21 protein-coding genes are annotated in these 22,231 nt (G+C 35.8%); 14 read left to right on the top strand and 7 right to left on the bottom strand.

Annotated features, from left to right (window positions below; translation table 11 throughout):
- Positions 1-11: 11 nt before the first annotated feature.
- Entirely contained in the window at positions 12-716 is a 705-nt protein-coding gene (locus tag D1606_RS04590) for a class I SAM-dependent methyltransferase (protein WP_233548018.1), read from the top strand.
- A gap of 45 nt (positions 717-761) precedes the next feature.
- On the opposite strand, the gene D1606_RS04595 is transcribed toward D1606_RS04590, so the two are convergent.
- Positions 762-1,595 carry a DUF2268 domain-containing putative Zn-dependent protease gene (locus tag D1606_RS04595; RefSeq protein ID WP_119414839.1) on the bottom strand — a complete coding sequence of 278 codons (834 nt, stop codon included), beginning with the start codon at positions 1,593-1,595 and terminating at the stop codon, positions 762-764.
- A 178-nt stretch (positions 1,596-1,773) separates the two neighbouring features.
- Between D1606_RS04595 and D1606_RS04600 the strand changes: the two genes are divergently transcribed.
- Complete coding sequence (locus D1606_RS04600; RefSeq protein ID WP_119414840.1) at positions 1,774-2,055, top strand: hypothetical protein; 282 nt, start codon at positions 1,774-1,776, stop codon at positions 2,053-2,055.
- 187 nt (positions 2,056-2,242) lie between these two features.
- On the opposite strand, the gene D1606_RS04605 is transcribed toward D1606_RS04600, so the two are convergent.
- From D1606_RS04605 to D1606_RS04620, 4 genes are all read right to left on the bottom strand, one after another.
- Positions 2,243-2,431, bottom strand: a complete 189-nt coding sequence (locus D1606_RS04605) for a FeoB-associated Cys-rich membrane protein (protein ID WP_119414841.1) — start codon at positions 2,429-2,431, stop codon at positions 2,243-2,245.
- Between the two features lie 16 nt (positions 2,432-2,447).
- Entirely contained in the window at positions 2,448-4,460 is a 2,013-nt protein-coding gene (gene feoB, locus D1606_RS04610) for a ferrous iron transport protein B (RefSeq protein ID WP_119414842.1), read from the bottom strand.
- Entirely contained in the window at positions 4,454-4,684 is a 231-nt protein-coding gene (locus tag D1606_RS04615) for a FeoA family protein (RefSeq protein ID WP_119414843.1), read from the bottom strand. Before D1606_RS04615 ends, feoB begins: the two co-directional genes overlap by 7 nt.
- Before the next feature lie 213 nt (positions 4,685-4,897).
- Positions 4,898-6,280, bottom strand: a complete 1,383-nt coding sequence (locus tag D1606_RS04620; RefSeq protein ID WP_119414844.1) for a glycine--tRNA ligase — start codon at positions 6,278-6,280, stop codon at positions 4,898-4,900.
- A 325-nt stretch (positions 6,281-6,605) separates the two neighbouring features.
- Here D1606_RS04620 and ccpN point away from each other — a divergent pair, with 325 nt between their 5' ends.
- The 9 genes from ccpN (at position 6,606) to D1606_RS04665 (ending at position 15,740) form a co-directional block, all read left to right on the top strand.
- Positions 6,606-7,244 (top strand): transcriptional regulator CcpN, encoded by a 639-nt coding sequence (ccpN, locus tag D1606_RS04625; RefSeq protein ID WP_119414845.1) that lies wholly within the window; start codon positions 6,606-6,608, stop codon positions 7,242-7,244.
- A gap of 12 nt (positions 7,245-7,256) precedes the next feature.
- Entirely contained in the window at positions 7,257-8,072 is an 816-nt protein-coding gene (locus D1606_RS04630) for a pyruvate, water dikinase regulatory protein (protein ID WP_119414846.1), read from the top strand.
- Positions 8,073-8,302: 230 nt separating this feature from the next.
- The gene (gene dnaG, locus D1606_RS04635) at positions 8,303-10,126 is read left to right on the top strand and encodes a DNA primase (protein ID WP_119414847.1); all 1,824 of its coding nucleotides are present in this window, start codon (positions 8,303-8,305) and stop codon (positions 10,124-10,126) included.
- A gap of 33 nt (positions 10,127-10,159) precedes the next feature.
- Positions 10,160-11,308, top strand: a complete 1,149-nt coding sequence (gene rpoD / locus D1606_RS04640) for an RNA polymerase sigma factor RpoD (RefSeq protein WP_119414848.1) — start codon at positions 10,160-10,162, stop codon at positions 11,306-11,308.
- 91 nt (positions 11,309-11,399) lie between these two features.
- On the top strand, positions 11,400-11,972 hold the full coding sequence (locus tag D1606_RS04645; protein WP_119414849.1) for a hypothetical protein: 573 nt from the start codon (positions 11,400-11,402) through the stop codon (positions 11,970-11,972).
- A 152-nt stretch (positions 11,973-12,124) separates the two neighbouring features.
- A complete protein-coding gene (locus D1606_RS04650) occupies positions 12,125-13,264 on the top strand; it encodes an acyl-CoA dehydrogenase family protein (RefSeq protein WP_119414850.1) in 1,140 nt (379 codons plus the stop codon).
- A 144-nt stretch (positions 13,265-13,408) separates the two neighbouring features.
- The gene (cccA, locus tag D1606_RS04655) at positions 13,409-13,789 is read left to right on the top strand and encodes a cytochrome c550 (protein ID WP_119414851.1); all 381 of its coding nucleotides are present in this window, start codon (positions 13,409-13,411) and stop codon (positions 13,787-13,789) included.
- 137 nt (positions 13,790-13,926) lie between these two features.
- On the top strand, positions 13,927-14,622 hold the full coding sequence (locus tag D1606_RS04660; RefSeq protein ID WP_119414852.1) for a tRNA (adenine(22)-N(1))-methyltransferase: 696 nt from the start codon (positions 13,927-13,929) through the stop codon (positions 14,620-14,622).
- Positions 14,622-15,740: a Nif3-like dinuclear metal center hexameric protein gene (locus D1606_RS04665; RefSeq protein WP_119414861.1), complete on the top strand. Its 1,119-nt coding sequence runs from the start codon at positions 14,622-14,624 to the stop codon at positions 15,738-15,740. Before D1606_RS04660 ends, D1606_RS04665 begins: the two co-directional genes overlap by 1 nt.
- A gap of 90 nt (positions 15,741-15,830) precedes the next feature.
- Here the strand turns inward: D1606_RS04665 and D1606_RS04670 are convergent, their stop codons facing one another.
- Both D1606_RS04670 and vrrA read right to left on the bottom strand, forming a co-directional pair.
- On the bottom strand, positions 15,831-16,814 hold the full coding sequence (locus D1606_RS04670) for a 4-hydroxy-3-methylbut-2-enyl diphosphate reductase (RefSeq protein WP_119414853.1): 984 nt from the start codon (positions 16,812-16,814) through the stop codon (positions 15,831-15,833).
- Positions 16,815-17,006: 192 nt separating this feature from the next.
- Positions 17,007-17,825: a VrrA/YqfQ family protein gene (gene vrrA / locus D1606_RS19030; protein WP_233548019.1), complete on the bottom strand. Its 819-nt coding sequence runs from the start codon at positions 17,823-17,825 to the stop codon at positions 17,007-17,009.
- 212 nt (positions 17,826-18,037) lie between these two features.
- Between vrrA and D1606_RS04680 the strand changes: the two genes are divergently transcribed.
- The 3 genes from D1606_RS04680 (at position 18,038) to D1606_RS04690 (ending at position 22,152) form a co-directional block, all read left to right on the top strand.
- Positions 18,038-19,336: a DEAD/DEAH box helicase gene (locus D1606_RS04680; protein WP_119414854.1), complete on the top strand. Its 1,299-nt coding sequence runs from the start codon at positions 18,038-18,040 to the stop codon at positions 19,334-19,336.
- A 15-nt stretch (positions 19,337-19,351) separates the two neighbouring features.
- Entirely contained in the window at positions 19,352-20,242 is an 891-nt protein-coding gene (locus tag D1606_RS04685; RefSeq protein ID WP_119414855.1) for a deoxyribonuclease IV, read from the top strand.
- 326 nt (positions 20,243-20,568) lie between these two features.
- Positions 20,569-22,152 carry an amidohydrolase gene (locus D1606_RS04690; protein ID WP_119414856.1) on the top strand — a complete coding sequence of 528 codons (1,584 nt, stop codon included), beginning with the start codon at positions 20,569-20,571 and terminating at the stop codon, positions 22,150-22,152.
- The last annotated feature ends 79 nt before the right edge of the window (positions 22,153-22,231 follow it).

Raw genomic sequence — 22,231 nt, forward strand, 5'->3', positions numbered from 1 at the left:
GGGGTTATTTGATGAATCAATATTTAGATTTACTTGCCTATTTCGGTATTGGTGGTGCACATCCTGGTGGTTTTGCGCTAACTCAATCTATTTTTGAAAAAGAAAAAATTGAACCGCATTTTAGTGTACTAGATATTGGTTGCGGTACAGGACAAACCGCATCTTATTTAACAAAAAAGTTTGGATGTAGTGTAACAGCAATCGACATAAATTCAATGATGGTGGAGAAAGCCAAAAAAAGATTTGTGAACGAAGGGCTTAATATTAAAACCGTTTTAGGTGATGTACAAAAAATGAAATTCGCTGATGAAACCTTTGATTTTGTACTATCTGAATCGGTTATTTCATTTACAAATATACCAGAGACTTTAAAAGAGTTAGTAAGAGTTTTAAAAAGAGAAGGTAGTATGATCATAATTGAAATGACTGCCGAGCAACCATTATCAAACGAAGTAAGAGAAAAAATTTTAGAATTATATGGGGTCAATCAAGTTTTAACGGAAGAAGAATGGATCACGTGTTTGCGGCAAGCAGGATTTACAAATGTAAAAGAAATCCTAACGCCTCCATTCCTCCTTCCAAGTGAGATTGATGATATCGATGAATCTGAAAAAATACCGATACATTTTTATAATCTGTGGGATGAACATAATGATTTTGTAGAGAAAAATAATCATCTAGTAGGTTATCGTGCATTTAAATGTTCTCTTGCATAGTTTTTTTATAATTTATTCGACTATTACTAACCCTGTATAAAAAAATTATTCTTTCGGGAATTTCGAACCAGAAATTATTGTATCTGAGGATTTTCGATAAAGCTCATCATTTTTGAAGGGACCATTTTTTTCTTGATAGCTATTAATAATCTGATAACCAATATGGTATCCAATCCATTTAGGTAACGGACTACCTTTTTGACCATATAAGAAAGGATAATGATTCTTTAAACCTTTTAAATACAATGAAGGTAAAAAGTATCTCTTCCATATTTCTAAAGACTGTTCATATGAATAGAGATTTGTCCATGGACCGACGAACTTTTCACCGTATAAATCTTTTATTGCATATTCTCCAAGTCCTTCAATAATAATTGACTCTTTTAAAGGAATTTGATCTAGTGATAGATTATTAAGGTGAATACGGCATACATGGTTATACTCATGTGCAAACATTGCTTTTATTTCCGTTTCAGAGAGACTATTCGAAAAAAATAAAAAGACACCTTCTTTATAAGCAACACCATTTTTCCGAAAATCTCTTTTGAATCCCATCCCTTTTATAGGAAAAATATATATTGGAACATTTGGTCCGTTCCACAATTTCTTTAATTTTTTATATTCCTTCTGCACAATTTTCCAAACATTTAATTCTTCCATTTTCTCAACTACTGTTTCAATTTTAAACCATTCAAAAGGATCAAATAATCCATGATTTAATAATTCGTGATGTAATGATTGAGGAGCAATATTAGGGAATACCTTTTTTAATGGGTCACAGAGCGTTTCACGTTGAATAGTAGGATAGTCAAGAATCGATTTCTCTTTACATCTATTTATAAATTCATAAAGCCATTGTTTTGTTTGAATTACTGACAATTACCTCATCCTCTTTTACTTTTATATTTATGTTATGTTTTGAAAATGTTATTGCTTTCGAAAATTTAAGTGAATATGAATTTTTATTCCTTAGACCTTTATCCATAAGATTCTATTTCACTGACCATATAATACAATGCATACTCATATGCAATATAAGTTTGGAAGGAGGGTGAACATGAATCCGGCAGATGCGTATAATTTATGTAATAGATATCATGGGAAAATGGTAAGAATTAGATGTAATGATGGAACAGTACATGTAGGACAAATTACAAGAGTAGATCAAAAAATGGTATGGATTAACCCACAAAGTGGAATGGGCGGATATGGCCTAGGCTGGGGTTGGGGTGGTTATGGATACGGACCGGGATACGGATATTATAGACCAGGATTTGGCGTAGGAATCGCTCTTGGGGCAATCGTAGGAATCGGTCTAGCTTCGGCATTTCTGTGGTAAAAGAAAAATAGAGGAAATTCACTGACGATAGAAAAACGTCAAAACTTTTTCTTGCATTAAAGAGTAATACCCTCATCTGAAAATTGATAGGTGAGGGTAATCTCTAATAATGTTGGTCACTATTCAATTGATGTATTAATATTTCACCATAAGAAAGAGGTTATCCTAAAATCGGATAACCCCGTACCTATTTGTGTAATGTACTTATATGGTCATTATTATTTGATTTGATAGCAGTCGGTGTGCCGCAGCTTTTGCAATTACTTTTTAGTTCACATGTACCGCATTTACCTTCCTTACTTTTTTGAATATGGCGATAAATAGTCCATCCTGCGTATCCGAAAATAAGTAGACCTATAATAATATTAGCGATCATCTCGATGCTTCCTTCCTTAAAATCCTAATAGTTTACCACCTTGGTAAATAATCAACGCAATGATGTATGCTAAAATCAACGCGTAAACGACTGCAAAATATGTCCACTTTGTTGAACCAGTTTCTTTTTTTATCGTACCAACAGTAGCTAGACAAGGAACATATAGTAAGATGAAAACAATGAATGTAAATGATGACAATGGATTGTAAGCTTGTGTTAACAATCCTTGTAAACTATCCATATTTGGAGCATGATAGATAATATTCATGCTTGAAACAACTACCTCTTTTGCCAAAAATCCTGTTAAAAGGGATGCTCCAGCTTGCCATGTACCAAACCCAAGGGGAGCGAGTATCGGTGCAAATAATCCACCAATTACTGCTAGAAAACTATCATCCATTTCTACACCTAATCCACCTGGACCAGCATATGATAATAGCCAAATAATAACAGAACCTCCGAATATGAATGTACCGGCTTTACGAATAAAACCCTTTCCTTTATCCCAAGTACTTCTTAATAATGTTTTTGATTGAGGAATTCGATAAGGAGGTAATTCCACTACAAAAATAGAAGTTTCACTCTTAAGTAAAAGCTTTGAAAAGATTTTCGCCATCAGTAATGCCAAAGTAATCCCTAACAAATAAAGTGAAAAGACAATAATTGTTTGATGACCAGCAAAAAATGCACCGACAAATAATGCGTAGACAGGTAATCTTGCTGAACAAGACATTAATGGAGTCAACAAAATCGTGATTAATCGTTCTTTTGGCTGTTCAATCGTTCTCGCTGCCATTACACCAGGCACATTACAGCCGAAACCAATAATCATCGGTATAAAAGCCTTTCCGTTTAGACCAACAGCTTCCATTAACTTATCCATCACAAGTGCCGCACGTGCCATATAACCTGAGTCTTCCAAAAATGAAATAAAGAAAAATAAGATAAAGATTTGTGGTACAAAAACAAGTACACCGCCAACACCAGCAACTATACCATCTAAAACTAGCGATTGAATAAACTGAGATGTACCAAGATCATTCAATAGAATAGTTATCCAATCTGTTAATCTACCAGAAATAAATTGATCCAATAAATCTGAAAGAGGGGTTCCAAGCCAATCGAATGTTAGTTTAAACATGAATAACATACATAATAAAAAGATAGGCATTCCTAAATATTTATTTGTAACGATTGCATCAATTCTGTCAGACAAATGAACTTGTTGTTGTTTTTCATGACTCACAGATTGTTCTAAAATAGTTGTAATGTAATTCTTTCTTATCTGATAAATCCTTTGAGCTATACTATTAATATGATTACTTTTCTTTAGTTCTGCTTCAGTTTGTTGGTACAGTTTATCCAACAGTTCTTTTGAAACAAGCGTTTCTAAATAATTTCGTATGACTACATTTCCTTCGAAAAACTGTAACGCAAGCCATCGATGAGGAAGATGTTGAATATCTTCTAGTGGCAAAATTGATAATAATTGATCAATGCCATTTTCAATATCTTTTCCATAATTTAATGTTAGCTGCTCGACAGGCTTCGTATTAAGTGAAGTCATATAATTCATCATATTGTTACAACCTTCACCAGTTCTCGCAACAATGGAAACAACCGGTGTATGTAAGGCTTCAGATAGTTTTTCTTCGTTCAAAGAAATTCCTCGATGCTTGGCAACATCAGACATATTCAGCCCGATGATAAGAGGCTTTCCATATTCCAAAAGTTGAATGGTTAAGACTAAATTCCGCTCCAATTGAGAAGCATCTACGATATTGATAATGCTATTAAATTCCTCTGAGATAAAGAATTTAGAAACAACACTCTCATCTTTTGATAATGGACTTAATGAATAAATTCCGGGTAGGTCAATTAGATGACCTAATTTATCCTTTAATGTTCCAACTTTCTTTTCAACTGTAACGCCGCTCCAATTTCCGACGTATTCATAAGAGCCAGTCAAATAATTGAATAATGAAGTTTTTCCTGTATTAGGGTTCCCTACTAGCGCTATATTTACCATTGTCTTTCAATCTCGATTTGCATAGCTTCTTTATATCGAATCCCTAACATTTGACCGTTATGTTCAATCATGAAAGGACCATGAAATGGCATTCGATTTTTTAACAAGACTTCTTCGCCTTCTAAAATCCCAAAATCTAATAATCTTCTTTTAATATATTTATTTAATGTTGATAAATTGACGATAATCGCGCTTTCACCAAGTTTCAATTCATTTAATGACATGTTGTTCACTCCAAATTTTTTTCACATCTAATCACGCATTTATGATAACACTTCTCAATTGGTAAGTCGATATAGTTCGAAAACTTTTCACTATTTCAGGATTATTCCACATGAATGCGAAAAAAGATGGCGCAACCATTGTCGGTTAACGCCATCTTAAATGTTGGTTTTGATTTATCTAGATATAGCGAAAATTAGGTTAGAGTATTGATACTAAAAAGCTAGATGCTTTTCGATATATTCTTTAACTTCAGCGATAGGCATACGTTCTTGGTTCATAGAGTCGCGGTGACGTACTGTTACTTGACCGTCTTCAACTGAATCGAAGTCGTAAGTGATACAGAATGGTGTACCAATTTCATCTTGACGACGGTAACGTTTACCAATAGATTGTGATTCATCATAATCTACTGGGAAAGCTTTACGTAATTCAGCCCATACTTCAGTAGCTTTATCAGATAATTTTTTAGATAGAGGTAATACTGCTGCTTTAAATGGTGCTAGAGCAGGGTGTAGGTGAAGTACTGTACGAGTATCGCCACCTTCTAATTCTTCCTCATCATATGCATCACATAAGAATGCTAGTGTCACACGATCGGCACCAAGTGATGGTTCGATACAATATGGTACATAACGTTCGTTTGAAATTGGATCAATATAAGTGAAATCTTCACCAGAGTGTTCCATATGTCGTTTTAAATCGAAATCTGTACGAGATGCAACACCCCATAATTCGCCCCAACCAAATGGGAATTTAAATTCAATATCTGTTGTTGCATTTGAATAATGAGAAAGTTCTTCTTCTTCATGGTCACGAAGACGCATAGATTCTTCGTTCATGTTCAAGTTTAATAAGAAGTTTTTGCAGAATTCTTTCCAGTATGCATGCCATTCAAGTTCAGTTCCTGGCTTACAGAAGAATTCAAGTTCCATTTGTTCAAATTCACGAGTACGGAAAGTGAAGTTACCTGGTGTAATTTCGTTACGGAATGATTTACCGATTTGTGCAATACCAAATGGTGTACGTTTACGCATAGAGCGTTGAACATTTTTGAAGTTAACGAAAATACCTTGTGCAGTTTCTGGACGAAGGAAAATTTCGTTTGTTGAATCTTCTGTAACACCTTGGAATGTTTTGAACATTAAATTGAACTGACGGATTTCAGTGAAATCTTGAGCGCCACAATCTGGACAATGCACGTCATATTCTTTCATAACATCAGCCATTTTATCAAAAGGCATGCCATCGACGATGATTTCTTCGCCTTTTTCAAGCGCTGCTTCTTCAATTAGTTTGTCGGCACGATGACGAGCTTTACATTGTTTACAGTCAATCATAGGGTCGTTAAAGTTACCAACATGACCAGAAGCAACCCAAGTTTTTGGGTTCATCAAAATAGCTGCATCAAGACCAACATTGTATTGTGACTCTTGAACGAATTTTTGCCACCATGCTTTTTTTACGTTGTTTTTCAATTCAACACCGAGTGGGCCGTAATCCCATGTATTTGCTAAGCCTCCGTAGATATCAGAACCAGGGAAGACAAAGCCACGATGTTTGGCTAAGCTTACGATGCTTTCCATTGTTTTTGCCATTAGAAAATCCCTCCAAATATTAAAGCACCCGTCTCCGGGCACAATTTTGTACCCGGGGACGAGTGCATATAGACCCGCGGTTCCACCCCGATTGGTTACTAAATAATAGTAACCCTCTTTCAAAAATTCAGCTCCCGGTTGCCTTTTTCTGATTTCGTGTAGACTTTCACCATCTCTACTCGCTTTATAAGATGAAATCATACTTATTAGACCGTTCATTGCTTATTTGTATTGATGCTTATTGTATCATGTGATTCTTTTCTTCGCAATAAATTCAAAAATAGTATATAATAATTGAGTATTGAGTATAACATTTTTTGAGGCGGTGAGTCCAATAGAACTCAACAAACGTCAGGAAGAGATCTTAGAAATTGTCAAAGGAAATGGTCCCATTACCGGGGAACAAATAGCTGAGCGTCTTTCTCTGACTAGGGCGACACTTAGACCGGATTTAGCCATATTAACAATGGCAGGTTTTTTGGATGCTAGACCGCGTGTCGGTTATTTTTACTCTGGTAAAAAGACAAACCAAGCTGTTATCGATAGCATGACGAATATGAAGGTGAAGGACTTTCAATCGATTCCAGTGGTAGTTTCTGAGGATGTTTCTGTATATGATGCCATTTGCCAAATGTTCTTAGAAGATGTGGGCACATTATTTGTAGTAGACCACAACTCATATTTGACAGGTGTGCTTTCAAGAAAGGATTTACTTCGAACAAGTATAGGAAGTCAGGATTTAAATCATATTCCCGTACATATTATCATGACGAGGATGCCAAATATTGCATACTGTTTTAAATCGGATGGTTTAATACAGGCAGCACATAAGCTTATTGAAAGGCAAATAGATGCATTACCTGTCGTTATCGAACATCCAGATGGCTTAGAGGTCATAGGTCGTTTGACAAAAACAAATATTACACGAGCGTTCTTATCGCTTGCTGAAAATCATGATTTGTGAGGTGATGCTTCCATGAATAATTTAACTGTTTTTATCATTTCAGACTCTGTTGGAGAAACTGGTGATTTAGTTACAAAGGCAGCTATTAGTCAATTTAGACCAGGAATGCAGGATACTAAAATTCAACGTTTTCCCCATATAGAGAGTAAAGAACAGCTAACAGAGATTGTTCATCTAGCAGTAGAGCAGAATGCTATGATTGTTTACACTTTAGTAAAGGAAACAATGCGCTTATTTTTAAGTGGAATTTGCCAAGAGCATAATATTCCATGTGTAGATTTAATGGGACCTATTTTAGGCATCTTAGGAGATACCTTACAAGTAGAACCATTAGAAGAACCTGGATTGGTTCGAAAATTAGATGATGATTATTTCCAAAAAATCGAGGCTATCGAGTTTGCAGTAAAATACGATGATGGACGTGATCCAAGAGGCTTACTAAAGGCAGATATTGTTTTAATAGGCGTTTCACGAACTTCCAAAACCCCATTATCACAATTTTTAGCACACAAACGATTCAAAGTAGCTAATGTCCCTTTAGTTCCTGAGGTAGAGCCGCCAGAGGAATTGTTTTTAGTGGATCCAGCAAAATGCTTTGGTCTTGTAATTTCTCCAGAAAAATTGAATAGCATACGAAAAGAACGTTTACTAGCTTTGGGATTAAATGATGGAGCGAATTATGCAAAACTGGAACGGATAAACGAAGAAATTTTGCATTTTAAAAAAGTAGTTGATCGAATCGGTTGTCAGGTAATTGATGTGACCAATAAAGCTGTTGAAGAAACAGCTAATGATATTATTCATCGTATTCAATTATCTAAACAATAAACTAACTATGTAATCCTCCTTTCTAGGGGGTTTTTTTATGTTTCGGTATAAAAATGTTAAAAAAGAAATAGAATTTTCAGGTGTAATGTTTTATAATAAAAAATTGTGGTAAAAATAATTACAAGTATTTAGCCCATACTAACTTAAATTTAAAATTTTTTGTCGAAAAATGAAGGACTTTTTGATAATTATCTCGAATTCAGTTATGAGCGAAAAAAGATGGTGATGGAATGGCGCAAAAAATACCTGAAGAGATTATTGAACAAATACGTTCAAAAACAGATATTGTGGATGTAATTGGTGAATATGTCCAGTTGACAAAAAGAGGAAGGAATTATTTCGGCTTATGTCCTTTTCATGGCGAACAAACCCCTTCTTTTTCTGTATCCACAGATAAGCAAATTTTCCATTGCTTTGGTTGCGGTGCTGGAGGAAGTGCCATTACATTTTTAATGGACATTGATAATATATCCTTCCAAGAGGCTACGGCTAAGCTTGGTGAACGTGTCGGCATTCATGTCGATGTTTCATCATCACCTAATATTCATACCCATCCTATTTCTCCAGAAGAAGGACGTATGAAAGATGCCCATTCTTTTGCAGCAGATTATTATCAGCACTTACTTTTAAATACTGAAGAAGGCGAAAAAGGGCTTGAGTATTTGCAACAAAGAGGTTTTACCAAAGAAGAAATCGAAATAAATGGGATAGGCTATTCCTTACCCCATTGGGATTCTTTAACTCAACTTTTAACGCGAAAAGGCTTTGACTTAGATGAAATGGAACAGAGCGGATTAATTATTAAACGAGAGGACGGTTCTGGTTACTTCGACCGTTTCAGAGGCCGTGTCATGTTTCCAATTCGTGATGAGCAAGGTAAAATTATTGCGTTCTCTGGTCGTATTCTTGATAGTGGTGGAGAAGATGCCAAGTATTTAAATAGTCCCGAATCGCCTATTTTTCATAAGGGGCAAGTATTATATAACTTGGATCAAGCAAGACCAATCATACGAAAAGAACGTAAAGTTGTGTTATTTGAAGGTTTTATGGATGTGCTCTCGGCAAAAAGAGCAGATGTTTTTAATGGTGTTGCGTCTATGGGAACTGCCTTAACGATGCAACATATGAATAAGTTGAAACGTCTGACCGATCATATAATTGTTTGCTACGATGGTGACAAAGCTGGTTGGGAAGCTGCAAGAAAAGCTGCGGAAATGTTACATTCCGAAAGATTAAATATTGAAGTTGCAGTACTTCCTACAGGTTTAGACCCAGATGAATATATACAGCAATTTGGTCCAGAAGCTTTTAAAGAAAAAGTAATCAGTGAACCTCAAAGTTATGTTGCATTTATGTTGATGTATTCAAGGCGCAACAAGAATTTTCAATATCAAAATGACATATTGCAATATGTGGATGAGGCTTTAGGCTTTTTAGTTGAAGGAATTTCACCTATTGAAAAAGAATTATATATTAAACAGATTTCAATGGATACGAATATTTCCGAAGAAACATTACAAATGCAATTACGTCAAAAGGAAGCACAGCTTGCAAAGAATTCTAAACGATTTGAGCAACAAGTGCAACCAATAACTGAACAAATTACTCTTCAAAAAGATAAAATCACAGCGACTGACCGTGCAGAAAGACTACTCTTAGCACATATGTTACACAACATTGACGTTGTCGATCGAATTCGCCAAGAAGAGGATGAAAATCCCTTTGTACGGGAAGATTATATGGCAATCTATATTCACCTAATTGGTTTTTATGAAGAACATCAAAAAGCAGATTACCAGCGTTTTGCTGAAGTCATTGGTGATAGAGAGCTACGTAAAATCATAATGGAAGCTGCACTTGTAGAGAGAGATCCTGATCATGCTGAGGAAGAAATTTCTGATTGTTTAAAACAAATAAGAAAGTTCAGGATTAAGCAAATTATACAAGATAAAAAACATGCTATTCAAGAAGCAGAAAAGATGCACGATTTGAATAGTGCAATGCAGCTTTTAAAAGAAGTTATTGATTTAAAGAATTCACTATCAAAAGTGTAATGGGATAGTGATGGTTAGAAGGAGGAAACACCTGTGGCGGACAAGTCTAAACGTTCAACCGATGATAAAAAAGTAAAAGAAGTAGAACATGAGCATACTTTAGAAGAAACAAAAAAATTCTTATTGGCTATTGGTAAGAAAAATGGCGAATTAACATATGCAGAAATTGCAGATAAATTGCAAACATATGAAATGGAAGCCGATCAAGTTGAAGAATTCATCGAAAAACTTGAATCTAATGGTATTGAATTAGGTGGTAAAGATGGTGATGAAGAAAACTTAGATCGACTACTTAAAGGTAAGGACCATGAAGAAACGTTTGACTTGAATGATTTAAGTGTTCCACCAGGCGTTAAGATAAATGACCCAGTTCGTATGTATTTGAAAGAAATTGGTCGGGTTGACTTACTAAGTGCAGAAGAAGAAATCGCACTTGCTGAACGTATCGAACAAGGTGATGATGAAGCACGTAAACGATTAGCAGAAGCAAACTTACGACTTGTTGTAAGTATTGCAAAACGATATGTAGGACGTGGCATGCTTTTCCTTGACCTTATTCAAGAAGGAAATATGGGGCTTATTAAAGCAGTTGAAAAATTCGATTATCGAAAAGGATTCAAATTCTCAACATATGCAACTTGGTGGATTCGTCAAGCAATTACTCGTGCGATAGCTGACCAAGCACGTACAATTCGTATTCCCGTGCATATGGTTGAAACCATTAACAAGTTGATCCGAGTTCAACGTCAATTACTTCAAGACTTAGGACGTGAACCAACACCTGAAGAAATCGGTGAAGAAATGGATCTTACACCAGAAAAAGTTCGCGAAATTCTTAAAATCGCTCAAGAACCAGTTTCATTGGAAACACCAATTGGTGAAGAAGATGATTCACATTTAGGTGATTTCATAGAGGATTCAGAAGCTCAATCACCTTCTGAACATGCTGCATATGAGCTTTTAAAAGAACAATTAGAAGATGTATTAGATACATTAACTGACCGAGAAGAAAATGTACTACGTTTACGCTTTGGTTTAGATGATGGCCGTACTCGTACACTTGAAGAAGTAGGTAAAGTCTTTGGTGTTACAAGAGAACGTATTCGACAAATAGAAGCAAAAGCACTAAGAAAATTGCGCCATCCTTCAAGAAGTAAACGTCTAAAAGATTTTCTAGAATAGTCAAAAAGGCACCCTTTAAAAGGGTGCCTTTTTTCGTTGAATTAAGGTAAAATTGGGGATGAAAATGGTTTCAATAGCTGGGGGCAATTACATGAACAGTCAAAAGAAAGAAGTAATCCTAAACGAAATCTCATTCTGGAAGAAAAATAAATTATTACCTGAACATTATTGCGATTTTTTAACAACTTTATATTCAGAAGGTCAAGAAGTAGAAGAAAATAATACGACTAAAATAAGAATCAATGCGGCCAATTCTTTACTGGCAGAAAATTATTCAAAAAATAATTTGAAAACGATTTTAGCTTCCATAGCTATTATCCTAATTTTCGTTGCATTATTTGTCTTGAAAGCCCCATTCGTTCTTATTCCAATTATTTTAAGTGTGAGCATAATAGTTGGTCTGTTAGTATTTCTTTTTAAATTCAAGCCCAATAAAACAGTGAGAAAAACCTTAACATACGCTACAATAGCTCTACTAATTTTTGGAGTCTCTATCAAAATCGTAAACCTCTATTTTGGTGGACACCCTTCACTTCTTTATGGTGTTCTACTTGGGAATTGTATTTTATGGTTGTTAACTGGTAGATTATTAAACTTAATCTATTTTAAAATCTCAGGTATTATTGGATTAATCATCGTCATTTTTTATATGTTGTTTAAATAAATTGATATCAAAACGATTACTTTAGAGATTTGGAATTCACAACTCAATCAATTAAGTATGAAGCTATTTTAAAAATAGCTTCTTTTTTTTAGTCTTAAAAAATATGATTTTATATAAAGTGTTTTGTAAAATTCGATGAGGAGTGATAGTAGATGAACTTTGAACTAACCGATGAACAAAAAATGTTACAGAAAATGATAAGAGAGTTTGCGGAAGAAGTAGTAGCGCCAGGAGCAATAGAAAGAGACCGTACGAAAGAGTTTCCAAAAGAAATTTTTAAACAATTAGGCGAAATGGGAATAATGGGACTGCCTTTTGAAGAAACTTATGGTGGGGCAGGTTCTGATACCATTAGTTTTGCAATCGTAACAGAAGAGCTTAGTAAAGCGTGTGCATCCACTGGAATAACGTATTCTGCTCATATTTCCTTAGGAGGTGCTCCACTCCATTTATTTGGAACAAAAGAACAAAAAGAAAAATTCCTAACACCAATTTGCACAGGTGAATCGTTGGGGGCATTTGGTTTAACAGAGCCTAATGCAGGTTCCGATGCTGGTGGAACTGAAACAACTGCAAAACTTGATGATGGTGTTTATACGATAAACGGAAGTAAAATGTTTATCACAAATGCAAGTTACGCAAATCATTTAGCTTTAACTGCTGTTACTGGTATCAAAAAAGGTAAAAAACAAATAAGTTCCATTATTGTACCAACAGATTCTAATGGATTTACTATCTCTGAGCCATATGAAAAAATGGGGTTAAATTCGTCAAATACGACAGAACTTATATTACAGGATGTGCAAGTTCCAAAAGAGTATTTATTGGGTGTTGAAGGAGAAGGGTTTAAACAATTTCTCGTTACATTAGATGGAGGAAGGATAGGGATTGCAGCAATGGCTGTAGGAATTGCTCAGGCAGCCTATACAAAAGCACTAAATTATGCAAAGGAAAGAAAGCAGTTTGGACAAGCGATTAGTACATTCCAAGTAACACAATTTAAGCTCGCAGATATGGCTTTAAAAATCGAATTAGCACGAAATATGGTTTATAAAGCAGCTTGGTTAAAAGATCAACAAAAAGCATTTACAAAAGAGGCAGCAATGGCTAAATTATATGCAACAGAAATAGCGATGGAAATCGCAAGAGAAGCTATACAAATTCATGGCGGATATGGGTATATGAAGGAATTTGAAGTCGAAAGGTATTTAAGAGATGCAAAGCTGTTAGAAATTGGTGAAGGAACCTCTGAAGTACAAAGAATGGTTATTGCAAGACAAATTGGTTGTTAATATGACTATTGTGTCAAATTTGTCACAAACAAACGAAAACTTGTACAGAAAGCCTTTTCGTTTCATCAGTTATGAAGTACAATATAAAGTGTTGACTGATTCTATTTATAGAAATAGATTGAACTTATAAGGGAGGGTAAATTTATGAAAAAGAATCCTATTATTCCGTATATCTTAATCATGGCGTTCGGTTTAGGTTTAATCTTCTTCTTGTCTGTAGAAGGAGCAGGAAATAAAGCCGATATCGCTAAAGGCGGAGACAAAGCAAAAACTGAACAAGCAGCTGGTGATAAAGAATCGGCATCTGGTGATGTTGATCCCGAAGCAATCGCTAAAGAAAAATGTATATCTTGTCACGGTGGAGACCTTAAAGGCCAAGTAGGTCCAAACTTACATGGTACAGGTTTAAAAGAAGCTGAAGTAAAAGATATTCTTACTAACGGTAAAGGCAGCGGTATGCCTGCTGGTTTAGTTTCAGGTGCAGAACTTGATGCTATGGCTAAATATATTTCTGAATTAAAATAATTAATTCCTATATATTTTCCAAACCCTTATCCTACTTGGGATAAGGGTTTTTTACTTAAATCTAATTCGAAATAAGACTTATCTATACAATATATGACGAATTTCGATACAATAAGACAAGGGAGGAGGGTTTAAAAATGAATGCTCAAAAATTATCAAAGCGCCTCGAAAAAGTTGCCTCTTTTGTGCCGGAAAATTCAATTGTAGCTGATATTGGTAGTGATCACGCATACTTACCTTGCTATTTAGTTTTAAATAAGATTGCAAAAGGTGCAATAGCAGGAGAAGTAGTGAAGGGACCATATGAATCAGCATGTCATGAAGTACAATCAGAAGGCTTACAATCACAAATTACAGTACGTCTAGCTGATGGGCTTAAAGCTATATATCCAGAAGACTGTGTAACAGTCATTACTATTGCAGGTATGGGTGGTCCGCTAATAGCATCTATTTTGGAAAAAGAAGTAGGTCGATTAGCAGGAGTGAAGAGACTAATTCTTCAACCAAATATACATGCAATTGCAATCCGTGAATGGGCCTCTAAAAATAATTGGAAGATTATAAACGAGGAAATCTTAAAAGAAGATGACAAGATTTATGAAGTATTAGTACTTGAACCAGGTAAAGAAACTTTAACAAATGAAGCCTTACTATTAGGACCAGTACTAATGCAACAACAAAATGAAGTCTTTAAAGAAAAATGGAATCATGAAATCGAACAATGGCAAAATGTTTTAAAAGCTCTTGAAAAAGCAGAGCAAACCAAAGAAATTTTAGCTAAAAAGAAAGAATTACAGCAACGAATTCGAATGGTAGAGGAGGTTTTGCGATGATGAAAAAAACGAATGGTCAAGAAATTATTCAAATTTTTGAATCATGGTCTCCGAAAAAAATTGCGGCAATGGAAGGCGACCCAATTGGACTAGCCATTGGTACTTTAAACAAACCTGTATCCAAAGTGTTAGTTACATTAGATGTTAACGAAAATGTAGTTGATGAAGCCATCGCCAATCAATGCCAATTAATAATTGCTCACCATCCACCAATCTTCCGGAAATTAGCAAATCTACGAACTGATAATCCAAAAGGTCAATTATTAGAAAAATGTATTAAAAATGACATCGCAGTATATGCAGCACATACAAATTTAGATGTTGCTGAAGGCGGAGTGAATGATTTATTAGCAGAAGCATTACAATTACAGAATTGTGAAGTGTTAGTACCAACATTTACTGAAAAGATGTATAAGCTTGCTGTATTTGTTCCAGAAAATCATGCAGAACCATTACGACAAGCATTAGCAGGTGCTGGTGCAGGGCGTATAGGGGATTATGATTCTTGTAGCTATACAATTTCTGGTGAAGGTAGATTTAGAGCCTTAGATGGAGCCACTCCTTTCACTGGCGAAGTTGGAAAATTGCACACAGAACCAGAAGTGAAAATAGAAGTTGTTGTGTCAGAATCAAATAAAAACAAAGCCTTGCGTGCAATGTTCAATCATCATCCTTACGAAGAACCTGCTTATGATTTATTTGCCTTAGAAACACCTGCAAATGAAATGGGATTAGGCAGAATTGGAACGATAAATCCAATGACACTTCATCAATTTGCTGAACATGTAAAGAATACTTTAAATGTTCCTGCTGTACGAGTTGTGGGGGATTTGTCAGCACAAGTACGTAAGATTGCTGTCTTAGGTGGCGACGGGAATAAGTATATCTATGCAGCTAAACGTGCAGGAGCGGACGTTTTTGTGACTGGAGATATGTATTTCCATGTTGCACAAGATGCGGAAAGTATGGGATTACATATTGTTGATCCTGGTCATCATGTTGAGAGTGTTATGAAAGCAGGAGTTGCGAAAAAAATGACACTTCTTTGCGAACAGCATAAAGTCGACTGTACTTTTATTCCTTCAAAAATATCGACAGAACCTTTCCAATTTATATAAATGAGATATATAATAACTGAACAAGAATAGAAAAGAGCGTCTAATCTGTCTATAAAGACAGTAAGACGCTCTTACTAACACTAGCCATTATTATTTTTCAGATAGGTTATACGGCATGATTTTTTCAACTGGTGAAGGTTGTTTAATCTTAGGTAAAATTTTATCTAATGTTACGGTTCTCGCTAAAGAATGAGTAGAAGGGTCATTGGGATCATATTTTTCTAAGAATCTAATCACTTCTTTAACAATTGGAGTAGGTGTGGAAGCACCAGCCGTAACTCCAACTTTTTCGATACCTTCAAGCCACTCTAATTTAAGTTCTGATAAATCTGCAATACGATAAGAATTTGTATGAGCAATTTCTTCAGAAACTTGTGTTAAACGATTAGAGTTATTACTTCTAGGATCACCAACAACTAATAATAGATCAGCTTCACCTGCTTGTTTTGCAACTGCTTCTTGACGAACTTGTGTAGCTAGACAAATTTCTTTATGAATTTCGATATTTGGATATTTTTCTTTCAATCGGTCCATTAAATCTGCTACATCCCATTGACTCATGGTTGTTTGGTTTGTCACAAGGATTTTATCACGAGTAAGATTTAGTTGGTCAATATCCTCCAAGTTTTGCACAAGATGTACATGGTTAGGTGATACACCGATAGCACCTTCTGGCTCTGGGTGTCCTTTTTTACCGATATAAATAATATCATAGCCTTCAGCAGATTTTTCTTCTATCAAATCATGTGTGACTGTAACATCAGGGCATGTTGCATCAATTGCAACTAATCCTTTTTTTCTTGCTAATTCTCGTACTTCAGGTGAGACACCATGTGCAGTATAAATAACGGTTCCTTTATCAACTTGTTTCAAAATTTCAAGACGATTTGGACCATCTAAAGTAATAATTCCATCCTGTTCGAATGCATCGGTAACGTGCTTGTTGTGAACAATCATACCGAGTATATAAATAGGTCTTGGTAATGTTTTATCTAAGGCTGCATTACGTGCGATCACCATTGCATCGACAACGCCATAACAGTATCCTCGTGGTGTGATTTTAATGACTTGCATGCTTCGAACTCCTTTCAACGCTCGCTATGTATATTATACCGGAGTCCTGATTTGAATACAAAATAATCTATTCTTCAGCAATATGCAGTTCCATCACCTCAAAAGGAGAGATGATGGAACTGCCCGTAAAAAGCCCGATTGGTTCAACTAACCTTCAGAGGGGGAAAGAACCCCTCTGAAGGAAGTATCACTTTACCCATTAAAGGGTGGTTGGAATATTCTTGGGGTTGATGGGCGTGTTCTTGGTGGTGTGTATGCTTGAACTTCTGGTTGTGCAGGCTCAGGTTGTGAACTATTTCTACCAAATCTAAATCTCATTGGTCTTCTTTCTTGCGCAAGGTTATTATTTTGTGGATCAGTTGCGGTGGTAGGGCTATTTGCATTAGGAAGTCCTTGGAACCCTTTATAAAGTCTGTATAAAGCAGGTAGGTTTTGGAACATCGGTGAAATCTGTTTAACCATAGGCGTAAATTTTTGAGCAGTATTAAACAATTGATCGGCTGTATTTAAGTATTGTTCTAATTTTGCGAATCCTCCAAGGGAACTTGCACCTTCAGCTACATTTGCAGCAGCCCCAGCAGCTTCCGCGGCTCCAGCAGCTCCGGCAGCCCCGGCAATATTTCCAGCAGTATTTGCAGCTCTTGCTCCACCACCAGCAAAACTACTTAAAGAATTTGCCATTCTAGCAGCACCATCGGCAAAATTACCTACAGTATTCGCTGTTCTAGCGGTGCCGCCAGCAAAATTACCTATAGAATTTACAGCTCTAGCTGCGCCACCTGTAAAATTCCGAATTGGACCAGCAGGAGCAGGACCACCTGGACCAGGGCCACCAAAACCTGGTGCACCTATAAAATTACCGGCTCCTCTTGCGAAAGCTTGTGCAGGTCCATTAAAGTTGCCTGGACCAGGAGGTGGAAAAGGCATTGGCCTCATCATTTGTTGCATTCCATATGGATTAAACCCTCCCTGAATTGGGTTACCATAAGGGTTAAAGGATCGGTAAACCATAAGAATCTCCTTTCAATTTTTCAAAGTAAAATCAAAGTTCACTCAAACGTGAATTATGAATTTGTTTACTTGTAAAATAAGACAATAAAAAGCACATAGGAAAAATCAACAAGAGAATTGACTAATGCTTTATTAATAGATATGATATGCAGATGGTCTAATGAATGCGAATCATGTTACAATATTTATAGAAAGTTAGGAGTGACAATTTAATGTCCAAATATACAGATTATAATTTCCAACCATTTTTAAGAAATGCTATCCAAAAATTAGGCTTTACAGAGCCAACCCCGATTCAAAAAGAAATGATTCCACTTATCTTAAAAGGTAAAAGTGCAATCGGACAAGCGCATACAGGAACAGGGAAGACGCACAGCTTTTTAATCCCCATAGTAGAACGTATCCGTCAAGATAAACAAGAAGTACAAGCTGTAATTGCAGCTCCAACTCGTGAATTAGCTACTCAAATAAATGTAGAACTTCACAAACTTATTGATGAGACTGATATTCAAGCAAAATTATTTATCGGTGGTACTGATAAACAACGATCAATTGACAAGCTAAAAACGCAACCACAAATTGTTGTAGGTACACCAGGAAGAATTCGTGATTTAGTGAACGAAAAAGCGTTGTTAGTTCATACTGCTTCAATTCTTGTGATTGATGAAGCGGACCTTGCCTTTGATTTGGGCTTTATCGAAGACATTGATATTTTTGCATCACAAATGCCAGATAACCTAGAAATGTATGTTTTCTCAGCAACAGTTCCAGAAAGTTTACAACCATTTTTGAAAAAATATATGGCATCGCCAATCTATGTTCAAATGGATGACAAAAAACCTGTAGCAGAAAATTTAGATTTCTACCTTATTCCGACACGTAGTAAATCGAAGAACAGCAAGCTATTAGAGGTAATGGGTGCGATTAATCCGTATTTGGCGATTATCTTTACTAATACACGTAAACAAGCTGAACATGTTGCTGATTTTCTTTCAAATAACGGCTATCGTGTAGGGCGTATTCATGGAGACCTTACTCCTCGCGACCGTAAAAAGATGATGAAACAAATCCGCGATCTTGAATTCCAATATATCGTTGCAACAGATTTAGCTGCTCGTGGTATTGATATTCCAGGTGTTAGTCATGTCATCAATTACGAATTACCAACAGATTTAGAATTCTTTATCCATCGTGTTGGACGTACAGCCCGTGCAGGTAACAAAGGACTAGCTATTACAATTTTTGAACCATCTGATGAAGATGCTATTGCTCGAGTAGAAAATATGGGTATTCCATTCCAAGCAAAAGACATTAAAAATGGCGAGATTATTGAAATGAAAACCCGTCATGCACGTGAAAAACGTGAGAAAAAATCAGATGAAATCGATCGTATTGCAAAATCTAAAGTACGTAAACCTAAAAAGGTAAAACCTGGTTATAAACGCAATATGCGTTGGGAAATGGAAGAGATTAAGAAGAAAGAACGTAAAAAACGTCGCCGCCAACGCTAAAAGGAGGACATTTCTATGTTAATTGGTTCACATGTATCAATGAGTGGCAAAAAAATGCTACTCGCATCTAGCGAAGAAGCTGCTTCATATGGAGCATCTACTTTCATGATTTATACAGGTGCACCGCAAAATACGCGCAGAAAACCGATTGAAGATTTAAATATCGAAGCCGGTTTAGCACATATGAAAGAACACGGTCTGTCGAATATCGTTGTTCATGCACCTTATATTATCAATATTGCAAATACGACAAAGCCAGAAGTTTTTGCTCTTGGTGTTGAATTTTTACAAAAAGAAATTGAACGAACAGCCGCAATTGGTGCTACACAAATTGTATTGCACCCAGGTGCTCATGTTGGCGCAGGTGCTGATGTAGGTATAGCAAAAATCATCGAAGGTTTAAATGAAGTTCTTTCAACAGATTATCCTGTACAAATTGCATTAGAAACAATGGCAGGTAAAGGTTCAGAATGTGGCCGTACTTTTGAAGAACTAGCAAAAATCATTGATGGCGTTACTAATAATGAGCGCCTCTCTGTATGTTATGACACATGCCATACGCATGATGCAGGCTACGACATTATAAATGATTTTGATGGTGTCCTAGACAATTTCGACAAAGTCATTGGTGTAGATCGCATCAAAGTACTACATATCAATGATAGTAAAAATGTATGTGGTGCTGCGAAAGACCGTCATGAGAACATCGGTTTTGGTCATATTGGCTTTGATGCACTTAATCGTATCGCACATCATGAAGCTTTCACAGGAATCCCTAAGATTCTTGAAACTCCATGGGTTGGTACTGATTCAAAAAATAAAAAAGCTCCATATGCTTATGAAATCGAAATGTTCCGTTCAGAAAAATTTATGCCAGAAAAGATCGATGCATTACGCGGAGAATAGCAAGCTAAAAACATCACTCTAATTATTTTTATTTGAGTGATGTTTTTTTATGTAAAAAGGTAATTGACAATTCAAATAATTGCTATACTTGGTTACTATATAGCTAAAATTTTAAACACCTCTATTTCGGGCATGATGGCGGGACGAAAATGTCTTAAAAGGTATAAATATCTTTTAGGGCATTTTTATTTTGTATTGAGGGGGCTTACTGCAGGTTAATTTATAGATGAAAAAGAAGAATGCTTCATATGAAGGACAAAATAACGCTTTTGTCGAAATAACTTCTAAATAAGATCAGAGAATTTTAAGAATGGAGCATTTATAATATGAAACAACTTTGGTATGGTGGAACAATTTATACGATGGAAAAAGAAGAGGAAACAGTTGAAGCTGTTTTAGTAGAAGAGGATAAAATTATAGCTGTTGGATTATTCAAGGATTTGGTTAATCATTCAGATGAACAAATCGATTTAAAGGGTGCAACAATGTATCCAGGCTTTGTAGATAGTCATCTCCATATGATTTTTCAAGGTGAAAAGATGGTCTGGTTGGATTTATCAAAAGCCACCTCTGCTGAAGAAATGCTTGAGATGGTGAAAGAGACATCAAAAAATACACCTAGTGACAAATGGTTATTTGCCGATGGGTGGAATGAAAATAGTTTTGCAATTAAACGTATCCCAACAAAGGATGAACTAGATTCAATTCGTAAAGAACCGATTCTTTTGAAAAGAGTTTGTCATCATGTGATCCTATGCAATACTCAGGCACTTGAAGCAGGTGGGATATATGAAAAAAGCCAATCACCATTAGGCGGAGAGATTGGAAGGGATACGGAGGGCAAACTAAATGGTTTGTTATATGATACCGCGGGTGATCTTGTTACTTCCGCTATTCCAAGAGAAGGTGAAGCATATATTGATATGTTATCAGATGAACTCAATCTTGCGGTCAACCAAATGTTGTCCCTTGGCTTAACAGGTGGTCATACGGAGGATATGCATTATTTTGGGGATTTTATCAATCCACTAACTGCTTTTCGTCGTGTCATTGGTGAAAAACATCATTTTAGAGTAAATCTGCTGCGACATAATGCTGTGTTTAAAGAAATGATGGCGGCGAACGTTGAATTTGATGAACCTTTTATCGAACCGGGTGCAATGAAAATCTTTACGGATGGATCTTTAGGTGGTTTTACAGCAGCACTTTCCAAACCGTATACGGATAATCCAGAAACTAAGGGACTACTTATTCATACAAATCAAGAACTAGATGAGCTAGTAAAAATGGCGCGGAAATATGGTGAGGCAATTGCTGTACATATGATTGGTGATGCAGGGGCGGAACAAATACTAAATGTCATCGAAAAATACCCTGCACCAAAAGGAAAAAGAGATCGTCTAATCCATGCTTCCTTATTACGTGGAGATTTAATAGAAAGAATTGCTAAGTTACCTATAGTGATAGATGCTCAACCGGCATTCGTTACATCTGATTTTCCTTGGATTATAGATCGTTTAGGGGAAGAACGCCTAAACTATGTTTACTCTTGGAAAACATTATTGAATGGCGGAATTATGTGCGCTGCTGGAACAGATGCACCGATTGAAGACATTAATCCGTTACTTACCATTTATGCAGCAGTAGAGCGTAAAAAGCCATATACAGAGGGAGAGGGTTATTTACCAGAACAAAAATTGACACGTTATGAAGCTGTTCGAATGTACACAGTAGGTAGCGCAGAAGCAATTTGTAAGGAACATGAACGTGGGCTTATAAAACCAGGTTACGTTGCAGATTTTTCAATTTTTGATCGAGATTTATTTAAAGGAACATCAGAAGAGATGCTAGAAGCAAAAGTAGTAAAGACTGTCGTAGCTGGTAAAGTTGTATTTAGTCAAAAGAATTAGTAGATGCGTATTTTAGGAGGTAGTTATAAATTGAATTTAATCTTATATACAGAACAATATAAACAGTTGATTGAAAATT

Origin of the sequence: Rummeliibacillus sp. POC4 (assembly GCF_003576525.1) — a bacterium.
Classification (GTDB): domain Bacteria; phylum Bacillota; class Bacilli; order Bacillales_A; family Planococcaceae; genus Rummeliibacillus.